We start from the raw sequence: 18201 nt of genomic DNA, 5'->3' as shown, positions 1-18201 counted from the left end.
GAAATGATGACCGATATATCCGCTCGCCCGCTTCGGCCGGCCCGCCGGCGATCCAGCAAATGGGCGCAGAAACTGGCGCCCTATTTCTTTCTCGCGCCCTTCCTGGCGCTTTTCATCGTCTTCTTGGTCGTGCCGCTATTCTATGCGCTGCAGCTGTCCTTCTTCCGCGAAACCATGGTGGGCGGGATACGCTTTGTCGGCCTCGACAATTATGGCAAGGCGCTGACCGACCAGAAATTCTGGGACGGCGTGCTGCTGCTCCTGCGCTATGGTCTTTTCCAGCTGCCGGTCATGCTCGGCGCGGCGCTGCTCTTAGCGCTGATCCTCGATAGCGGAATGCTCTGGGCCCGGGCCTTCTTCCGCCTCGGCCTTTTCCTGCCCTATGCCGTGCCGACGGTGATTGCGGCGCTGATCTGGGGCTATCTCTATGGTCCCTCATTCGGTCCCATGACGCAGGTCGCCGACTATTTCGGCCTGCCGCGCCCCGATCTCTTCAATGCCCAGACGATGCTCTACGCCATCGCCAATATCTCGATCTGGGAGCACGTGGGCTACTTCATGATCATCTACTTTGCCGCCCTCCAGGCCATCCCGGCCGATTTCGAGGAAGCGGCGGTCGTGTCGGGCGCGCGCGCTTGGCAATATGTGATCTATGTGAAACTGCCGCTGATCCGCGGCACCATTCTCGTCACGGTGATCTTCGCCACCATCGGCGCGCTGCAGCTTTTCGCCGAGCCCTACCTGCTCGAAGCGCTGGCTCCGGCTGTTATCACCAGCAGCTATACCCCGAACATCTACGCCTACAACCTGGCCTTCGTGAACCAGGACTACAACTACTCGGCCGCGATCTCCTTCGTTCTCGGCGCCGTGGTGGCTGTCGTCTCCTACGTGTTCCAGCTCGTCAGCACCCGGCGGGAGGGCAAATAAATGGCCATTGTCGGCAAGACCAGTTCATCTCGCTCCTTCCGCGTCAGCCGCAATATGCTGACGGCGCTGATGGTCCTCTTCATCCTCTATAGCTTCGCGCCGATCGTTTACGTGCTGCTCTCCTCCACCAAGAGCAATGCCGACCTGTTCACCACCTTCGGCTTCTGGTTCGGCAATAGCTTTGCCCTCTGGGACAATCTGCAGCTCGTCTTCGCCTATCAGAACTCCATCTTCTCCACCTGGCTGTGGAACAGCTTCGTCTATTCCACGACGATCGCGGTGGGTGCGGCGCTGTTGTCCACCTGGGCTGCCTATGCTTTCTCGAAATACGAGTTCCGGGGCAAGAAGGCCATCTTCGCGACCGTGCTCGGTGCGGTGATGATCCCGCAGACGGCGCTGGTTGTGCCGCTCTTTCTGCTCGTGACCTCGATGGGCCTCGTCAACACGCCCTGGGCCTTCATCCTGCCGTCCATGGTGTCGCCCTTCGGCGTCTATCTGATGAAGTCCTATATCGACGAGTCGGTGCCCAGCGAGTTGATCGACGCTGCCCGCGTCGATGGGGCCAGCGAATTTCGCATCTTCTGGAGCATTGCCTTCCGCCTGATGGCGCCGGGTTTCTCTACCGTCGTGCTGCTCAATTTCGTTTGGAGCTGGAACAACTACTTCCTGCCGCTGGTGGTGCTGAGTTCGTCCAATACGCTGCCCGTCACCGTCGGCCTTGCCCAATGGTACAAGCTCGGCGGTGGGGCCGGCGGCGCCATCCTCTATTCCATCGTCCTCACCGGCGCCGTGGTTTCCATCGTGCCCGTGGTCATTCTGTTCCTCTTCATGCAGCGCTATTGGCTTGGCGGGCTGACGACGGGCAGCGTCAAGGCTTGACGCCTGCGCCTCGCGAAAGCGGATGCTCTTGACCGAGCGTCCGCTTTTTGCCCCTCAAAGGGGCGCAAAGACTGGTCCCAGGCATACGGCCGGGGCAATCCTCTCATCGAGCAATCAAGTGCCTATCGGGAGGAATGCCATGTCTTTCAAATCCATCAATCCGGCGACCGGCGTGGTCAGCGCCGAGTTCTCCGCCCATGGCGACGCAGATATGGAACGGCTGCTGGAACAGGCCTGGACCGGCTACCGTGCCTGGTCGGTCACGCCGATGGAAGACCGCACCGCCTTTCTCATTCGCCTGGCGGACCTCTTGGAACAGCGCGCCGACACCTATGCGGCACTGATCACCAGTGAAATGGGCAAACCGGTTGGCGAGGCGCGGGCCGAAGTGGTCAAGGCGGCGAGTGGTGCTCGGCATTTTGCTGAGGCCGGCCCTCGCTATCTTGCCGATGAGCCCGTTCAAGGCACGGCGGGCACGATTATCTATGAGCCGATCGGCCCGATCTTCGGTGTCATGCCCTGGAACCTGCCTTTCTGGCAGGTACTGCGCTTCTTTATCCCGGCGGCGATCGCCGGCAATGTGGTGCTGGTCAAGCATGCCGATCTCGTGCAGGGGGCGGCCCAGGCGCTGGAGGATTTGGTACGTGATGCCGGTGGACCGGCGGGGCTCTATACCAATCTGCGGGTGCGGCGCGATGCCGTGTCCGGCATCATTGCCGACCCGCGCGTCCGTGCCGTCACTGTCACCGGCAGCACGGCTGCGGGCCGCGCCGTGGCCGAGGCCGCCGGCGCCCACGGCAAGAAGGCTGTGCTGGAACTGGGCGGTTCCGATCCCTTCATCGTCTTCGAGGACGCCGATTTCGAAAAGGCGGTCAGTATCGGCGTCGTGTCGCGCTTTTCCAACAATGCGCAGAGCTGCATCGCCGCCAAGCGCTTCCTGATCGCTGCGCCGATCTTCGAGAGATATTGCGAGGCTTTTGCGCGCACGGCCTCGGCCTTGCCGATGGGCGATCCAATGGACCCGGCGACCAAGCTCGGGCCGCTGGCCAAGGCGGACCTCGTCGAAACCACGCAGCGGCAGATTGCCGAGGCCGTGGCAGCCGGCGGCAGGGTGATCACCGGGGGCAAGCCCAAGGATGGTCCGGGCAATTTCTTCGAGCCGACGGTGATCGTCGGCGTCGATCCCGATTCTGCCATTGCTCAGGAAGAGTTTTTCGGGCCGGTGGCGCTGATGTTCCCCTTTACGAGCGAAGTTGAGGCTGTGGAGTGCGCCAATGCCACAGATTTTGGCCTTGGTGGTGCAGTCTGGACCAGCGATCCGCATCGCGCCCGCCGCGTTGTCGGTCAGCTTGAAGCCGGCGCCGTCTTCGTCAATGACTTCGTGCGCTCCGATCCCCGCGCCCCGTTTGGCGGCGTCAAGGGCTCGGGTTTTGGCCGGGAGCTGGGGCCGTTGGGCGCCCGCGAACTGACCAATCCCAAACTGGTCTGGAACCTTCCGGCCTGATTGAAAACAGCGTCCAGCGGCTCCTTTCCATCTAGGGTAGGGGCCGCTGCGGTTTCAGTGCTGCGGGCTGCTGGCGGCGCGCAAGGTGCTCGGGGGGAAGCCCACGCGTTCGCGGAAGAAGCGGGTAAAGCTTGAGGGCGCCGAAAAGCCCAGCTGGCGCGAAATGGTGTCGAGCGGCGCTTGTGAGCCGACGAGGAGATCGATGGCGCGCTCGAGCAGAAGCCCGTCGAGATACATGACCGGGGCGACGCCCACGGCATTTTTGAACTGATCGAAAAAGCGCGAACGCGACAGCCCGACTTGCCGCGCGAGGGCCGCAAGGTCGGGGCGCACGTGAATATCGTCGCGCAGGGCCCGAGCCGCGCGGCGGATGCGGAAATCGCTGCTCGATTGACGCGGCGCCAGATGGGCGCGGGCGACCGTGTCTTCAATGATCGTGAGAATGGCACGCTCGAGCATGGCATCGGCCGGACGGCGGGGACGGACTAGCCAACCAGCAATGCGGGCTGCCGACTGCCGCGCTGCCGGGCCGATATCGCAACTGAGACGGGAAAAGACGCTGTCGGCTGAGTGGTTGGTGTGCGCGGCGTACCAGACAGGGTCGATATAGAGCGCCAGAACCAGGGTGGGAGCGGTGCAGAGCGCTTCCACATCCTCGTGCCGCTGCCAGGAATTGACGAGGATGCAACTGTTCTCGCTCAGTATATGCACCTCGTCATCCACCAGCATGCCCCGGTCGGCGCCGGAGAGCTTGAACAAGAGGTGCATATGGGGGTGGGCATGCGAGGCGATGGGACGCTGGATATCGAGCAGGGTCGTGCGACCGAAACTTCCGCAATAAGCGCCCAGTATCCCCGTCATCGCCGTGCCTCCTCCTAGTGCATTGGTTTACCGGAAGCGTCGAAGCGATGGAAGCTTCCGGGTAGCGGGGAGAAGCGCAGCACTTCGCCTGCCGGATGGCTGGTCTTGCCGGCCTGGCGCAGGACAATCGGTTCGTCTCCGCCCATATCGACATAGACATAGCTGTCCGAGCCCAGGTTCTCCGTATAGATCACCTTGCCTGACCAGATGCCGTCGTTCGCGATCTCCATATGTTCGGCGCGCACGCCGATTGTATGGGCGTCGAAGGAGGCTGCGTCGGCGCCGCTTAGGAAATTCATCTTCGGGCTGCCGATGAAGCCGGCAACGAACAGCGATTGTGGCGTCTCGTAAAGCTCCATGGGCGTGCCGACCTGTTCGATCCGGCCGGCATTGAGCACTACGATGCGGTCGGCCAGGGTCATGGCTTCGACCTGGTCGTGGGTCACGTAGATCATCGTCGTATTGGGCAGGCTTTCCTTGAGCCGGGCGATTTCGAGACGCGTTGCGACACGCAGGGCCGCATCGAGATTGCTGAGCGGTTCGTCGAAGAGGAAAACCTTGGGATCGCGCACGATGGCGCGGCCGATGGCGACGCGCTGGCGCTGGCCGCCCGAGAGGGTGCGCGGGTGGCGATCGAGATAGGGCGTCAATTGCAGTTTTGCGGCTGCGGCTTCCACCTTGGCCCGGATTTCCTCCTTCGGGCGATGCTGGAGTTTGAGCGCATAGGCCATGTTGTCGAAAACAGTCATATGCGGATAAAGCGCATAGGACTGGAACACCATGGCGATGCCGCGCTTGGAGGCGGTCACGTCGTTCATCACCTCGCCGCCAATGGCGAGCGTGCCGCTCGAAATGGTTTCGAGTCCGGAAATGCAACGCAGCAGCGTGGACTTGCCGCAGCCCGAGGGGCCGACAAAGACGACGAATTCTCCCGAATTGATCGTCAGGTTGATGTCGTGCAGCACATGGGTGTTTTGGTAGCTCTTATAGAGATTGGTGATCTTGAGGTCGGACATGGCGGGGCTCCTAATGTTGCGCAGCGGCGGCCCGGCGGGCCAGGAGCACAGCGCCTTCGACCGGCGGTGCGGTGAGAACGTGAACGGAATAGCCGCCGAGGGCGCCCACGGCGGCACGGAAGGCTTCGAGCAGGCGTGGCTGATTGACGATGACGCTGCCGGCGACAACGATATCGCGGCCTACAGCGCCACGATTGCGCAATTGACCGACGAGGGCAGCAAGCGCGTGCGCGCCATCCGCAATGACTTTCTGTGCCAGGGGTGAGCCAGCATCGGCGGCAGCAAAGACCGCCGGGGCGTGCGGCGCCCAATTGTCCATTGTGGGCTCGTCATTGACCACGCGCGTGAGGCGTTCGGCATCGGCCACGCCGAAATCCCTGATCAGCGCGCCTAGCAGTCCGTCGCCGGGTTCGCCACCATCATTGGCATAGAGCGCCGCGCGAACCGCTTCGCGGACGAGGGCTGCGCCGCCGCCTTCGTCGCCAATAACCCAGCCCCAGCCACCGGCCGCCATGAAACGGCCCTCGGCGTCAGCGCCGACGGCAATGGCGCCGGTGCCTGAAATGACGCCGATGCCGCGCTCGAAGCCCGCCGCGGCGACGATCAGGGAAGCGTCGTTGACAGCGCGGGTGGGATAGCCACGGGCCTCGAGTTGGGCGGCGAGAGCGGCGCCGACATCGTCACGATTGATCCCCTGAGCGCCGAAGGCGAGGGAAACGATGTGCGAGCCGGTGGGGCAGTGACGTGTCAGAAGTCCGGAAATCCATTCGGCGGCCGGTTCGGGCGGTTCTGCATCCCATTGGGTGCTGGGCTCGGTGACTTCCAGCAAGCGCTGGCCGCCGAGGTTTTCGATCACCAGCGTGGTCTTGGTGCCGCCGATATCGAGGGCGGCGATGAGGTCGCTCATGCTCAGGCCACCTTGGTATCGGTATGGAAGAAAACGAAGGCGTCGGGGTCGATGCCGCGCAGATGAGCGGCTTCGACGGCGAGCGTCTGCATGACGAGCGCCTCGAGAATGCTGCGCTGGGCCGGCGGCAGATCGGGCAGGCGCAGCACGGCGAGATTGGTTTCCTCGGGCACGTCGAGGGTTGTAATCAGCAGGCAGGCATGGCCAGCGCGGGCCAGCATATGCGCAGCACCCAGTTCGCGGTCAGCGCCGACCAGGACATGAGCGGTCTTCCCCGCGGATTCCATGGCGCCATGGAGATATTGCCTGGTCGAAAAGCCGCTCGCGGAAATACGGGCAATTTCGCGCAGCAGCAGCGAACCAACTTCCGCCGAACCCACGGAGGGGGCAGCAGCGGCATAGTCCACGCTGACCGCATGGGCAAGAAGACCAGCAAGCGCGGTGCCACGGCGGGCGAGCTCGGCCTCTACGGCACGGAAAGCCTGCGGCAGGGCGGACCACCTCCCATCGATCGTGCCGCCATTCCAGGCCTCGGCAATCATGGCAAGCGTCGCGACCGTCGCCGTATAGCCGATGGTGGACGCATAACTGTCCGGAATATTGCCCAGTGCGAAAGTGGTCGCGGCGATCTCGGCAATGGGCGAGGGCACGACATTGAGCACGGCAAGGCGCTGCGCCTGGGGCACGTCACGAAAAACGGCCAGTGTTTCCGAACTGCGGCCGCTCTGCGACACACCGATCAGCGGATGGCCGGAGGCAGGAAAGGGCAGGGGATATTCACCGGCATTGAGCCGCCAGGAATGAATGCCGCGCTCGCGCAGCACCCAGACGGCCGCCGCAGCCGCAGCAAAGCTTGCGCCGATGCCGAGAAAGATGGGGCCGGGACCGTTCAGCGTGCCGCTGCGCTGAGCCGCGCCGATCTGGCCGGCAAGCAGAGGCAAAGCCTCTTCCAGCCGGTCGGCCTGCGAGGCGCGGGCCTCGGCGAGCTTGATGTAACCTGCAACCAATTTGTGTCTCCTTGCCGCGTCCGCCGCCTCGGGGCGCAGCTCAAGGCCCGGTCAGCTCCGGCTGCCAGCCTTGCGTGAGCGTGAAAACGAGGTCCTGAGGCGATAGCGGTCGCCGACATAGCGGACTGTGGAGGAAAGGACCGGCTTGCCGGTCGCATCGACGATGAGCTGCAGCATGGCCAGGATCGGCTTGCCCGGCTCGATGCCGAGATAGCCCGCCAGTTCCGCATCGGCGGCGCGGGCTTCGATGGTGGTCTCGCCGCGCGCGAGGTCGACACCCGCTTCCAGCAGCAGCTGGAAAAGCGAGGAATCGCGGAAATCGACGCCGGAAAAATCCGAGCGCAGGGTGGCAGGGAAATAGGAGGTGTCGACGGCGACCGGCACGCCATCAAGGCGGCGGATACGATCGAGGTGGAAAAGGGCGATGCCGGGCGCAATGCCGAGGATTTCCGCCTCATCCAGCGTTGCCGGCCTGATTTCGGCGCGCAGCAGATCCGAGGACGGAATCAGCCCCAGCCGCGCCGCGGTTTCGCTGAAGGATTCGAGCGTATTGGGGAACTCGCGGGGCGCATCGGCCGAAACATACCAGCCTCTTCCATGTGAGGATGTCAGCACGCCATCTTCGACAAGGCTCTGCAGGGCGCGGCGCAGGGTGACGCGGCTGATCGAGAGCTGCTCAAGCAGGTCTCGCTCGGCCGGAATCCGGCCGCCGGCAGCAAGCTTGCCGCTGGCGATCTGGTTGCGGATGACCTCAGCCGCCTGCCGCCATAGCGGCTCCGGCGAATCTGCGTCCAGCATGGTTGCCGCGCCCTCGAACCCGCTCATTTCCCTAGGCCACCTTTTCCCATTGTCCCGATTTCATCGAGCGATAGCACGCATCGATGATCCGGTTGACCACCACGCCATCCTCAAAAGTTTCGGACGGCGCTTTCCCCGCAACGAAGTGATCGATGAAATGCCGCATCTGCTGGGAAAAGCCATAGGCACGGGTTTCTTCAGGTACGGGATAGACCCAGCCCGTCTCGGCATCGGCCTTTTCGACAGTGTAGCCAACGGGATTTTCGATAAAGCCCCAGACCGGGCCAACCGAGCTATCGGTGACGAGGCGCCCGGCCGAACCCACCAGTTCGTGGCGCAGCTGCATGCCGCCGCGCTCGATCCAGCTCGACTCGATCGTGGCCATTTCCCCGCCGGCGAACTTGAGGAGGGCGATGGCAGTGTCCTCGCCCGTGGTCTTGTCCTGATGCGCCATGGTGGCGCCCCAGGCCATGACCTCGACGACCTTGTTGTCCTTGCCGAAGAAATGGCGGGCCGACTCGACCGTGTGGCAACCCATATCGAGCAGAGCCCCGCCGCCGGCGGTTTCTGCATCCCAGAAATGGGGCGCATGGGGGCCGGAATGCCCCTCGCGGGCGCGCATGGTAAGCAATTTGCCTATGCCGCCGGCTTTGACCATTTCATAGGCCTTGGCGACATTGGGCGAAAAGACCGAGCTTTCTGCATAGCCGTGCCACACGCCTTCGCGGTTGACGATGTCGAGGATCTTCTGCGCTTCAGCCTCGGTGCGGGCCAGAGGCTTGGTGCAGATGATCGCCTTCTTGTGCCGCGCCGCGATTTCTACGGCCTCCAGATGCACCTCATTGGGTAGGGCGATCACCACCACATCGACGCGGGGGTCGGCGCAGAGCGCGTCCATGCTGGGATGGGCGGCTACCTTCCACTTGGCGGCGAAATCACCGGAACGGGCGCTGTTGCGGGAAAAGCAAGCCACCAGCTCGGCATTCCGCACATCCAGCAGCGCATCCGCATAGGATTCTGCAATGAAGCCCGAACCCAGCAAGCCCACACCGATCATCGATCTCTCCCTTGGTGAAGTTTGAATACCTCATAATACCACAAATAACAAAAGACCAGTGATTTGCTACAAAATTATACCTCTTGTACCTAGTGGTATTATGAGGTATCAGTCCGCAGTCACAGCACGGGATTTGTCGCTGAGGGGCGCGGATCACGCTGCATTACAAGGGAGAAAAAGACATGCGTCGCATATCCATCGGCGTCACTACGGGTGCACTGGTGTTGGGCGTTTCGCTCGCTGCCATGACCAGCGCAGTCATGGCGCAATCCGTTACGCTTACGCTCGGCAGCTGGCGGACCGAGGACCTTGCTGTGTGGCAGGATCAGGTGCTGCCGGCCTTCGAGGCTACGCATCCCGACATCAATGTCGAATTCGCGCCGATCAATACCAATGAATACAACGCCGCTATTCAGTCGCAGATCGAAGGTGGCACGGGTCCTGACCTCATCACCTGCCGTCCGTTCGATGTGAACAATGAATGGATCGGCCGCGGCTATTTCTCCGAGCTCGATGGGCTGGCCGGCATGGCCAATTTCACCGATACGGCTAAGGCCGCCTGGACCTTCGAGGGGCACACCTATTGCGTGCCTGTCGCCGCCGTGCTCGCCGGCTTCTACTACAATGTCGATATTTTCAACGAGCTGGGCCTGACCCCGCCGACCACCACGGCCGAATTCATCGCCGTGCTGCAGGCCATTCAGGATAGCGGCAAATACACTCCGCTCGCCATGGGCTCGGCGGATTCCTGGCAGCTTGCCTATAACGGGCTCTACAGCGTTGGTCCGGCCTATTGGAAAGGCGAAGAGGGTCGCCTTGGCCTGATCGACGGCACCAAGAAGCTTACCGATCCGGAATTCGTGGAGGCCTTCAAGGCTTTTGCCGCCTGGCGTCCATTCCTGCCGCCGGGGCAGGAAGCGCTGGCCTATCCCGACATGACGCAGCTCTTCACCCTCGGGCGCGCCGCCATCCTTCCCGATGGATCGTGGAACATCAAGCAGGTAACCTCAACGGGTCTCAATGTCGGCGTCTTCGGTCCGCCGGCCGTGGAAGCAGGTGGTCAGCGCTACTTGCAGGAAATGCCCGATATGGCGATCGGCATCAACGCGGCGAGCCCCAACCAGGAGGCGGCCCGCACCTTCCTCGATTGGGTTGCGGGCCCAGAATTCCAGCAGATCTATGTCAACACCGCTCCGGGCTTCTTCGCCATGAGCAACCAGGCCGTCACCTATGACAATGCCTTGGCGCAGAACTTCGCCGACCTCAAGACCGGCGCCTCGCTGACCCCGCGCCTCGCCCTCGATCGGCTCAGCGCCGGCACGCCGCCGCTTGACGACGAAATCTGGCGGCTGTTGCAGCTAATGATGACCACCGACACCACGGCCGAACAGGCGACGCAGGAGCTCCAGGCCGGTCTCGAATCCTGGTACGGTCCGCAAAAGGGCAACTGATCCCTCCCTGGGACGGAATCGGGCGGCCTCCCCGCTGCCCGGTTCCAAAACTTTATTGAATAGACCGACCAAAGGACCACGCACGTGACCCGCCCCGCAACGGCTCGCTGGAGCCTCCTGCTCTTCGTCCTGCCGGCCCTGGCCATCTATGTCATGTTCGCAGTGGCGCCGCTGGTCTCTTCGGTGGTGATGAGTTTTTTCAACGCCGATCGGACGCTGGGTAGCGTTTTCGTCGGCTTTGAGAACTACATCTATCTCTTCACCGAGCCGGTGGTCAGCGCCCGCTTCTGGAATGCGCTGGTCAATAATATCAAATATTTCGCCATCCACGTGCTGGTGGAGGTCCCCATCGGTCTTTTGATGGCGGCGCTTTTGACCTCGGGGGCGCTCCGCCGCAGCGAGGGCGTCTATCGCACCATCCTGTTCATTCCCGCGACGCTTTCGGTCGTCATCGTCGGCTTCATCTGGCGGTTGATCATCAACCCGCTCTGGGGTGTCGTCGGTTTTCCGCTCCTCGGCAATCAGATGACTGCGCTGCCAACCATTTCGCTCATGGGCGTCTGGCAATATGTCGGCATCCCCATGATCTTCCTCTATAGCGCGCTGCTCGCGGTGCCGAACGATCTCGTCGAAGCCTCGCGGCTCGATGGCGCGAGCCCCTGGCGCACGTTCTGGGACATCAAGTTCCCGCTGATCGTGCCGCAATTCGGGCTGATCGTGATCCTGACCTTCATCTGGACTTTTAACGGCTTCGATCTGGTCTTTGCGCTCAACGGTTCGGCGCCGGGGCCGAATTATTCGACCGATATTCTGGGCACCTATTTCTATCGGACCTTTTTCGGGTCTTCGGGACAGGTGGCCGACCTCGATCTCGGCGCTACTGTCGCCACCGTCATCTTCACCATCATGCTGCTCGTCACCGCGCTCTATTTCTGGCTGGTGCAGCGGCGGCTCCGTGCCCATACCGTCTAGAAAGGCACAGATATGACCAGCCTTGCCGGCTACAAGCCAAAACCCGTCGCCGACGACCGGCGTTGGACCGCCGAGCGTGTCCTTGTTCACGTCATCCTGCTTGGTTTCGTCGTCCTGGCGCTTGGGCCGATCTTCGTCGTGATCATCAACTCACTGAAGACGACGCCGGCAATTTTCGGCGGGCCCTTTTCCCTGCCGACAGCAGAAACCTTCAGCCTCGATGGCTATGTGCGCGTCTTCACCCGCGGCAATTTCATCGCCAATTACAGCAATAGCCTCATCGTCACCGTTTCGGCCGTCGTGCTTACGGTCCTGCTCTCGACCCTGGCCGCTTACGCGCTGGTCGAATATCGGCTCACGGCGCTCGTGCCCATTCTCACCGGACTTTTTCTCATCGGCGTCATGCTGCCGATCCGCCTCGGCACCATTCCCATCATCAAGATCATGGTGGCATGGGGCATCATGGATACGCTCTTGGCGCTGATCCTTGTCTACACGGCCATGAGCATTCCGCTCGCCGTCACCCTAATGATGACCTATTTCCGCACCGTGCCGACCGAGCTCAAAGAAGCGGCGCGTATGGACGGGGCCAATGAATGGCAGACCTTCCTCATCGCCTTGCCGCTGGTACGGCCGGGACTGGCGGCGGTGGCAACCGTGACCATGCTGCCGATCTGGAACGATTTGTGGTTCCCGCTGATCCTCGCGCCGGGCAAGGCCAATCAGACTGTGACACTGGGCGTGCAGCAATTCGTCGGGCAGTTCCTCAACGACTATCCCGCCTTGCTCGCCGCCCTGACACTGGGCGCCATGCCCTTGGTGCTGCTGTTCACCGTGTTTTCGCGTCAGTTCATCAGCGGGCTCAGCCAGGGCTATAGCAAGTAAGGCGGAAGGGATGGGCGCTTGGGTGCCCATCCCTTGGACTCAGTGCCCCTGCTTGATGAGATCGGAGATGCGTTCGGCCATCATGATAGTGGGCACATTGGTATTGGCACGCGGGATGGAGGGCATGAGCGAAGCATCGCAAATGCGTAGCCCCTCGATGCCGTGAACTCGCCCCGACGCATCGGTTACGGCCTTGGGGTCGTCTGCCCGGCCCATGCGGCAGGTGCCAGAAGCGTGCCAGACTCCACCGACCGAAGCGCGGATGAAATCGTCGAGCGCATCGCGATCATTGAGCATCTTTTCAAGATCGAGACCCAAAGTGACAACATTGCGCACGAGCCAGGGTCGCATAGGGCCGGCCATGTCGAGCATGGTTGAGAAGGCGCCACGCTGCAGCGTGTTGAAAAGGCCGGGCGCCGCGACGGCCGCGACGCGCGCCGAGTAGCTCGTGGGAAAGACCGGGCCGGCCTTGCCTTCCTGCATCAGGCCTAGAAGTCCCAGGGCGCCGACGGTAAAACCATAGCGCAGGCGTGGCAGGTCGCGCGGATCGGAGAGCATGGCGAAATCGACCAGTGGCTCGGCGCGTGGATCGGGGCTAGTGAGTGTCAATTGACCACGCGAAAAAGGCTTGTTGAGCCATATGAAAAGCGTGCCGATGCGCTGGCCGATGGAGTGCCAGGCAGAGCGCGCGATCATGGCGGCGTGCATGTCGCCTTGCGGTGCGTCCGGTAGGTCGGAGGTAAAGCGCAGGATGGCGTGGTCGTGGTGCTCGTCGAGATCGCCAAGACGCATGGCGGCGGGCAGATAGGTGCTGACGGCTGTGGAGGCGTGCTCCATCAAGTTTTGGCCGACGCCCTGGAGATCGGCAACAACGGCAATACCCTGCTGGCGGAGCTGCGCCGCTGGCCCGATGCCGCTGCGCATCAGCAGCGTCGGCGTGTGGATGGCCCCGCTCGACACCACCACATTTTCGGCCAGCATGCGATGGGTGGCACCGCCCGAGGTGGGGGAAATTTCGGCACCGATGACGCGCTTGCCGTCGAGCAGCAGGCGCTCGGCAATGTGGCCGGTAAGCACAGTCAGATTGGGCCGGGCGCGGACTTCGGGCGTGAGGTAGACGACCGATGTTGGCGCGCGTTGGCCATCGTCGGTGACGGCAATTGCACCGACATAGACGCCGTCTTCCCAGGGACCGTTCTGATCTTGCTGGGTTTTGTGACCCTGCTTGGCAAAGACATCGGAGAGCGCGCGCACATAGGGCGACATGCGCTCTTTTGAAATGCGATGAATCGGCAGGGGCCCGTCCTTGCCGTGATAGGGGCCGGAAAAATCGGCATCACGCTCGAGCTTGCGGAAATAGGGCAACACCTCTTCGAAGGACCAGCCGGGCGCACCGGCTTCGACCCATTCGTCATAATCGGCGGGTGCGCCGCGATTGGCGACCATGGCATTGACCGACGAGCCGCCCCCCAGCAGCCTGCCCTGCTCATAGCGACGTAGCTGGCGGTTGGCGGTGCTACCGAAATAGGCTCTCAGATCCGGCCAGATATTGCCGGTATCGAGATAGGCGCGGCCGGGATAGCGGCTGCGCACATGCGGGGCCATGGAGGCGCGGGTGAGGTCATTGCCCGCCTCGATCAAAACCACCCTTGTGCCGGGATTCTCGCTGAGCCGGGCTGCCAGAACGCAGCCGGCAGAGCCGCCGCCGATGATGAGATAATCCGCGGTGCCGTCCATAGTCATCGCTGCCTCCTTGCCGATGCGCGCAGAGACTAGACCCGCACCGGGCAAGAGCGCTTAACCCAGCGTCCGACAATTATTGAACGATCTGGGAGAATTGCGGCGCCTGGCGCAGGGAACTGGGCGGGAAGCCAACCCGCTCCTTGAAGAACCGCGTAAAACTCGATTGCGCTGAAAAGCTCAGGGTTTCGGCGATGTCGTCGATCGGCTTGTCCTCACCGAGAAGCGAGATGGCGCGCTCGATGAGCAGGGCATCGACATACATATTCGGCGCTATGCCAATGGAATTGCGGAACTGCTCGAAAAAGCGCGAGCGCGACATGCCGACGCTGCGCGCCACCGCCTCAAAATCGGGACCGCCCTTGGTGCGGACGCGCAGGGCGGCAAGGGCCCTGCGGATGCGAAAATCCATCGCAGCGCGCTCAGAGGTATCTTCCAGCGCCAACCGTGCCGCCTCGCACATGATGGATGAAACCATCTGTTCGACCCAGTCTCCGTCGACATTTGCGCCTTTGCCAAGCATGCGCGCCAGAAGGTCGACCCGGATACGCATGCCAGCGGTGATGGCACAATCGCTGCCGGCAAAGGCTGGCCAGTCCATGCGCTGCCGGCACCAGTCTTTTTCGATATAGAGCGCCAGCATCTGGGTGGGTGCCTGGCACTCCTCGGGAATGTCGAAATGTCGCTGCCAGGGATTGACCAAGATCCAGTTGCTACGATGAAGCTCGATGGCGCGGTTTTCGACCTGCATGCTGCGATCGGCACCGGAAACCTTGAACAGCATATGGATATGGGGGTGGGCATGGGTCGCGATCGGTCGCGTTATGTCGAGATAGGTGACCCTGCCAAACTCCCCCCGGTAAGCGCCCAGAATTCCCGTCATCGTTTCCTCCCAAATGACGTTTCTACGGTGCTGTTTTGATGTCAGCGAACCGTCATAGTTCAGCAGACGGTTATGAGGCGGTCAATAAATCGGCCTTTGGCATCAAGGAGTCGTGTCGTCATTAGTCTTCGTTGTAACCAATTGGTGATAAAGAGGAAATTGCTGTGCTGCGTTCTGTGAAGCCGCTCCATCGGAGTTAACTCAGCGTCCGATCTTTGGCCCGAAACGCCCTCCGACCGCTGGAAGCCGGTCGATCCGGCGGTGACTATGGAGGCCAGAAGCAGTCCTTCGGCAGGCCCGGGGGAATGCGACGATGAGACTTCAAGGAGAGGACGATGAACCACGTGCATGCAGCGGCATCCCAGCCGCAGGGACAGGCTGCTCCCCCGCCCCCGAGCTATCTGCAGGCGCTGGCGCCGCTAAGCGCCGCTGAGATCAATTCTGCCGCAAACGCCATCAAGGCCGATGCTGATCTGGGCCCGGGGGCTCTGTTCGGCAATATCGATCTGCGCGAACCCAGCCCCCAGGAATGGCGCGATCATCTTGCCGGAAAAGCCTTCCGCCGCGAAGCGCGGCTCAATATTTCCCATCTCGATCGCCCCGGCGTCTGGATGGTTTTCGTCGCGCTCGACAGCAACGCCATCAGCTTCCGCCGCCATTTCCCTACCTCGCACTCCGCCTTCCAGGTCGAGCAATTGCTCGATGTCGAACGCAAGGTGAAAGCTGATCCCAATTTCATCGAGGCCTGCCGCAAGCGCGGTATCACTGACATGACCGGGGTTTGCGTCGACAGCTGGTCAGGCGGAAATTTTGGCGATGCGGGCGAAGAGGGGCACATGGTCTCCTACGTCCATTGCTGGCTGCGCCTTTATGAAAACGAGAATTTTTACGCCCATCCCATCGATGGCCTGAACGTTGCCATCGACGTCAAGACCGGTGAAATCCTGCGCATCGACGATCACGGTGGCCCACCGATCCCGATGATCGATGTGCCCTATGATCCCGATTTCATGCCTACCCGTGCACCGATGAAGCCGCTCAATGTGGTGCAGCCCGAGGGCACGAGTTTCACCATGGATGGCCATGCCATCGCCTGGGACAAGTGGACCCTCGGCATCGGCTATTCGCCGCGCGACGGCATTATTCTGCACGACGTGCGCTACGATGGCCGTCCCATCGTGCGCCGCATGGCGCTGGGCGAACTGGTCGTGCCCTATGGCTCGCCGGAACGCGGGCACTATCGCAAGAACATTTTTGATATCGGCGAGTATGGTTTTGGCAAGTTCAACCATTCGCTGAAGCTCGGCTGCGATTGCCTCGGCGCCATCCACTATCTCGACTCGCATTTCTGCGGGCTCGATGGCGGCGTCATCACCATCGAAAAAGGCATCTGCATCCACGAGGAAGATACCGGCGTCCTCTGGAAGCATTGGGATTTCCGCGTGGATCGCACCGAAGTGCGGCGCGGGCGGCGCCTCGTAATTTCCTGCATCAATACCGTGGGCAATTACGAATATGGCCAATACTGGTACTTCGACCAGGCCGGCCAGATCGAATGCGAGGTCAAGGCGACCGGCATCGTCGACACCATGGCCTGCGATCCCGGCGAGCCCGGCAAGTTCGCCGCCGAAGTCTCGCCGGGCCTTTCGGCGCCAATCCACCAGCACATTTTCTGCGTGCGCATGGATATGAACCTCGATGGCGGTGGCAATAGCGTTGTCGAAGCCAATAGCTATGCTGAGCCCATGGGGCCGACCAATCGCTTCGGCAACGGTTTTTATGCCGAGGAAACCACGCTCAAGACCGAGCTCGAAGCCGGCCGCAAGGCCAATCTCGACACGCACCGCACCTGGAAGATCGTCAATCCCAACAAGCTCAACGCCTTGGGCAAGCCGGTCGGCTATCGTCTTCATGCGCCCGACTGCGTAACGCCGATGACCAACGAGGCCGGCCCTTCCGGTATCCGCTCGAACTTCATTCGCAATCACCTCTGGGTGACGCCCTACAATGAAAACGAGCGCTACCCGGCAGGCGAATATGTCTGCAATTCGGATGGCAGCGATGGCCTCGCCGAAGTGGTCAAGCAGAACCGCAATGTCGAGAATACCGACATTGTCGTCTGGCACTGCTTTGGCCTCCATCACGTGGTGCGGCCGGAGGATTTTCCGGTGCAGCCCTGCATTTCCTGCGGCTTCAGCCTGATGCCTTCGGGCTTCTTCAACCTGAACCCGTCCAACGACCTGCCGCGCGAAACCAACAAGGCGAGCGTTCTCGCCCTGGGCGAACCGGCCTGCCACTGCTGAACCCTGAAGGCCGGGGCAACCCGGCCTTTGCTTTCATGGGGCCACGACCATGCCGGTCTATCGACATCCCAAAAGCTGGCTGGTGCTCGTCGTGTCAGGGCTCGCGACGGCCTTTGCCTGGTTGTCCCTGGCCAATCCGGGCATGGCCGGGCTCATCGAGCTGTGTGGCGAGAACGGCGTTTTTGCCTATGTCGCGCCATGGACCTTCGAACGCCTGCTGGGCCTTGGTGCCATGTGGTGCACCATGGGCGTCGCCATGATGGTGCCCTGCATCGTGATGGCACTCCTCTCCAGCGGCTGGCACTGGCGAGAGAGCTTTGGCTTTTTCACTGCCGCACTCTGCTATGCACTGGGCTATTTCGGCATAGTCCTACCACTGCTTCTGGTGGCAGCCGGGATCGAATGGACCCTTGAATCTCTTGGTTTTGTTAGCGCTGGCTTGGCGCCGAACCATCCGCTTGTTTCCGTGCTGTTATTGGGTTTCGGCCTGATAGTCCTGACATGGCGGCGGTATCGCTCCGGGACATTTCGGCAGCAGGGCCCGGCACTTTGCGGCGTCAATCATGCGCGGCGGCACATGCCTGCTTTCTTCGCCATGATCTCGGCTCAACTGGCTCTGGGATCAATGAATTTGGGCGCCATGGCGCTGCTGAGTCTTCTGATGCTGGCAGGCGAATATTGGCCCATCCTTCGCTATCGGCGCGCTCTTATCCAGGTTTTACCGATCGTCCGATAATCGGCCCACAGGTGGCCCGGACGTCTGGTGGGAGCAAAATGCATGCGCAAGGATCGCTCCATGACGGAGGGACTCCAGTGAGGCGCGGGAGGGTGTGACTTACCAACGGAGCCGTCTATCCCATCAAAGGAGGAAAAACGTGCAGAAACTTCTCACTGTTGATTGCCACTGAGAAGTGACCCGCTAGGCGGGACTATTTCCATCGAGATTTGACCCATGTTCCAACCGTGCCCTGGCTGTTTTCAGCGGGGGCTATGGAGTGATCGACATGGCGT

Annotated in this window: 16 protein-coding genes; 8 read left to right on the top strand and 8 right to left on the bottom strand. The window is 61.9% G+C overall.

The window, feature by feature from the left end:
* The first annotated feature begins 6 nt into the window (after positions 1-6).
* The 3 genes from J7557_RS16435 (at position 7) to J7557_RS16425 (ending at position 3310) form a co-directional block, all read left to right on the top strand.
* On the top strand, positions 7-927 hold the full coding sequence (locus tag J7557_RS16435; RefSeq protein ID WP_291421129.1) for a carbohydrate ABC transporter permease: 921 nt from the start codon (positions 7-9) through the stop codon (positions 925-927).
* Entirely contained in the window at positions 928-1806 is an 879-nt protein-coding gene (locus J7557_RS16430) for a carbohydrate ABC transporter permease (protein WP_291421128.1), read from the top strand.
* A gap of 139 nt (positions 1807-1945) precedes the next feature.
* Entirely contained in the window at positions 1946-3310 is a 1365-nt protein-coding gene (locus tag J7557_RS16425; RefSeq protein WP_291421127.1) for an NAD-dependent succinate-semialdehyde dehydrogenase, read from the top strand.
* Between the two features lie 54 nt (positions 3311-3364).
* Here the strand turns inward: J7557_RS16425 and J7557_RS16420 are convergent, their stop codons facing one another.
* Genes J7557_RS16420 through J7557_RS16395 form a run of 6 tightly spaced genes read right to left on the bottom strand, consistent with a single transcriptional unit; the run spans position 3365 to position 8956 of the window.
* Positions 3365-4171: an AraC family transcriptional regulator gene (locus tag J7557_RS16420; protein WP_291421126.1), complete on the bottom strand. Its 807-nt coding sequence runs from the start codon at positions 4169-4171 to the stop codon at positions 3365-3367.
* A 14-nt stretch (positions 4172-4185) separates the two neighbouring features.
* Positions 4186-5187 (bottom strand): ABC transporter ATP-binding protein, encoded by a 1002-nt coding sequence (locus tag J7557_RS16415; RefSeq protein WP_291421125.1) that lies wholly within the window; start codon positions 5185-5187, stop codon positions 4186-4188.
* Between the two features lie 10 nt (positions 5188-5197).
* Entirely contained in the window at positions 5198-6094 is an 897-nt protein-coding gene (locus J7557_RS16410; RefSeq protein ID WP_291421124.1) for an N-acetylglucosamine kinase, read from the bottom strand.
* A gap of 2 nt (positions 6095-6096) precedes the next feature.
* Positions 6097-7101 (bottom strand): hypothetical protein, encoded by a 1005-nt coding sequence (locus J7557_RS16405; protein ID WP_291421123.1) that lies wholly within the window; start codon positions 7099-7101, stop codon positions 6097-6099.
* A 51-nt stretch (positions 7102-7152) separates the two neighbouring features.
* On the bottom strand, positions 7153-7926 hold the full coding sequence (locus J7557_RS16400) for a GntR family transcriptional regulator (protein WP_291421122.1): 774 nt from the start codon (positions 7924-7926) through the stop codon (positions 7153-7155).
* 4 nt (positions 7927-7930) lie between these two features.
* Positions 7931-8956 (bottom strand): Gfo/Idh/MocA family oxidoreductase, encoded by a 1026-nt coding sequence (locus tag J7557_RS16395; RefSeq protein WP_291421121.1) that lies wholly within the window; start codon positions 8954-8956, stop codon positions 7931-7933.
* A 182-nt stretch (positions 8957-9138) separates the two neighbouring features.
* Between J7557_RS16395 and J7557_RS16390 the strand changes: the two genes are divergently transcribed.
* The 3 genes from J7557_RS16390 (at position 9139) to J7557_RS16380 (ending at position 12264) form a co-directional block, all read left to right on the top strand.
* A complete protein-coding gene (locus tag J7557_RS16390; protein WP_291421120.1) occupies positions 9139-10407 on the top strand; it encodes an ABC transporter substrate-binding protein in 1269 nt (422 codons plus the stop codon).
* Positions 10408-10491: 84 nt separating this feature from the next.
* Positions 10492-11379: a carbohydrate ABC transporter permease gene (locus J7557_RS16385; protein ID WP_291421119.1), complete on the top strand. Its 888-nt coding sequence runs from the start codon at positions 10492-10494 to the stop codon at positions 11377-11379.
* A 12-nt stretch (positions 11380-11391) separates the two neighbouring features.
* Positions 11392-12264, top strand: coding sequence for a carbohydrate ABC transporter permease (locus J7557_RS16380; RefSeq protein ID WP_291421118.1), 873 nt, complete (start codon positions 11392-11394; stop codon positions 12262-12264).
* Positions 12265-12303: 39 nt separating this feature from the next.
* On the opposite strand, the gene J7557_RS16375 is transcribed toward J7557_RS16380, so the two are convergent.
* Both J7557_RS16375 and J7557_RS16370 read right to left on the bottom strand, forming a co-directional pair.
* Positions 12304-14007, bottom strand: coding sequence for a GMC family oxidoreductase (locus J7557_RS16375; protein WP_291421117.1), 1704 nt, complete (start codon positions 14005-14007; stop codon positions 12304-12306).
* Positions 14008-14080: 73 nt separating this feature from the next.
* Positions 14081-14887: an AraC family transcriptional regulator gene (locus tag J7557_RS16370; protein ID WP_291421116.1), complete on the bottom strand. Its 807-nt coding sequence runs from the start codon at positions 14885-14887 to the stop codon at positions 14081-14083.
* A 335-nt stretch (positions 14888-15222) separates the two neighbouring features.
* Here J7557_RS16370 and J7557_RS16365 point away from each other — a divergent pair, with 335 nt between their 5' ends.
* Together J7557_RS16365 and J7557_RS16360 are read left to right on the top strand one after the other, a co-directional pair.
* Positions 15223-17190, top strand: a complete 1968-nt coding sequence (locus tag J7557_RS16365) for a primary-amine oxidase (protein ID WP_291421115.1) — start codon at positions 15223-15225, stop codon at positions 17188-17190.
* A 49-nt stretch (positions 17191-17239) separates the two neighbouring features.
* The gene (locus J7557_RS16360) at positions 17240-17926 is read left to right on the top strand and encodes a hypothetical protein (protein ID WP_291421114.1); all 687 of its coding nucleotides are present in this window, start codon (positions 17240-17242) and stop codon (positions 17924-17926) included.
* Positions 17927-18201: the final 275 nt, after the last annotated feature.

The sequence above is a fragment of the Devosia sp. genome (assembly GCF_017744655.1).
GTDB lineage: Bacteria > Pseudomonadota > Alphaproteobacteria > Rhizobiales > Devosiaceae > Devosia.
The sequence above is the reverse complement of the archived record's forward strand: the minus strand, read 5'-3'. Positions and strand labels throughout refer to the sequence as shown.

Coding starts and splice junctions, on each gene's coding strand:
- J7557_RS16425 (WP_291421127.1), top strand. CDS start 1,946: ATGTCTTTCAAATCCATCAATCCGGCGACCGGCGTGGTCAGCGCCGAG.
- J7557_RS16395 (WP_291421121.1), bottom strand. CDS start 8,956: ATGATCGGTGTGGGCTTGCTGGGTTCGGGCTTCATTGCAGAATCCTAT.
- J7557_RS16370 (WP_291421116.1), bottom strand. CDS start 14,887: ATGACGGGAATTCTGGGCGCTTACCGGGGGGAGTTTGGCAGGGTCACC.
- J7557_RS16420 (WP_291421126.1), bottom strand. CDS start 4,171: ATGACGGGGATACTGGGCGCTTATTGCGGAAGTTTCGGTCGCACGACC.
- J7557_RS16435 (WP_291421129.1), top strand. CDS start 7: ATGACCGATATATCCGCTCGCCCGCTTCGGCCGGCCCGCCGGCGATCC.
- J7557_RS16430 (WP_291421128.1), top strand. CDS start 928: ATGGCCATTGTCGGCAAGACCAGTTCATCTCGCTCCTTCCGCGTCAGC.
- J7557_RS16415 (WP_291421125.1), bottom strand. CDS start 5,187: ATGTCCGACCTCAAGATCACCAATCTCTATAAGAGCTACCAAAACACC.
- J7557_RS16380 (WP_291421118.1), top strand. CDS start 11,392: ATGACCAGCCTTGCCGGCTACAAGCCAAAACCCGTCGCCGACGACCGG.
- J7557_RS16400 (WP_291421122.1), bottom strand. CDS start 7,926: ATGAGCGGGTTCGAGGGCGCGGCAACCATGCTGGACGCAGATTCGCCG.
- J7557_RS16360 (WP_291421114.1), top strand. CDS start 17,240: ATGCCGGTCTATCGACATCCCAAAAGCTGGCTGGTGCTCGTCGTGTCA.
- J7557_RS16365 (WP_291421115.1), top strand. CDS start 15,223: ATGAACCACGTGCATGCAGCGGCATCCCAGCCGCAGGGACAGGCTGCT.
- J7557_RS16390 (WP_291421120.1), top strand. CDS start 9,139: ATGCGTCGCATATCCATCGGCGTCACTACGGGTGCACTGGTGTTGGGC.
- J7557_RS16410 (WP_291421124.1), bottom strand. CDS start 6,094: ATGAGCGACCTCATCGCCGCCCTCGATATCGGCGGCACCAAGACCACG.
- J7557_RS16375 (WP_291421117.1), bottom strand. CDS start 14,007: ATGACTATGGACGGCACCGCGGATTATCTCATCATCGGCGGCGGCTCT.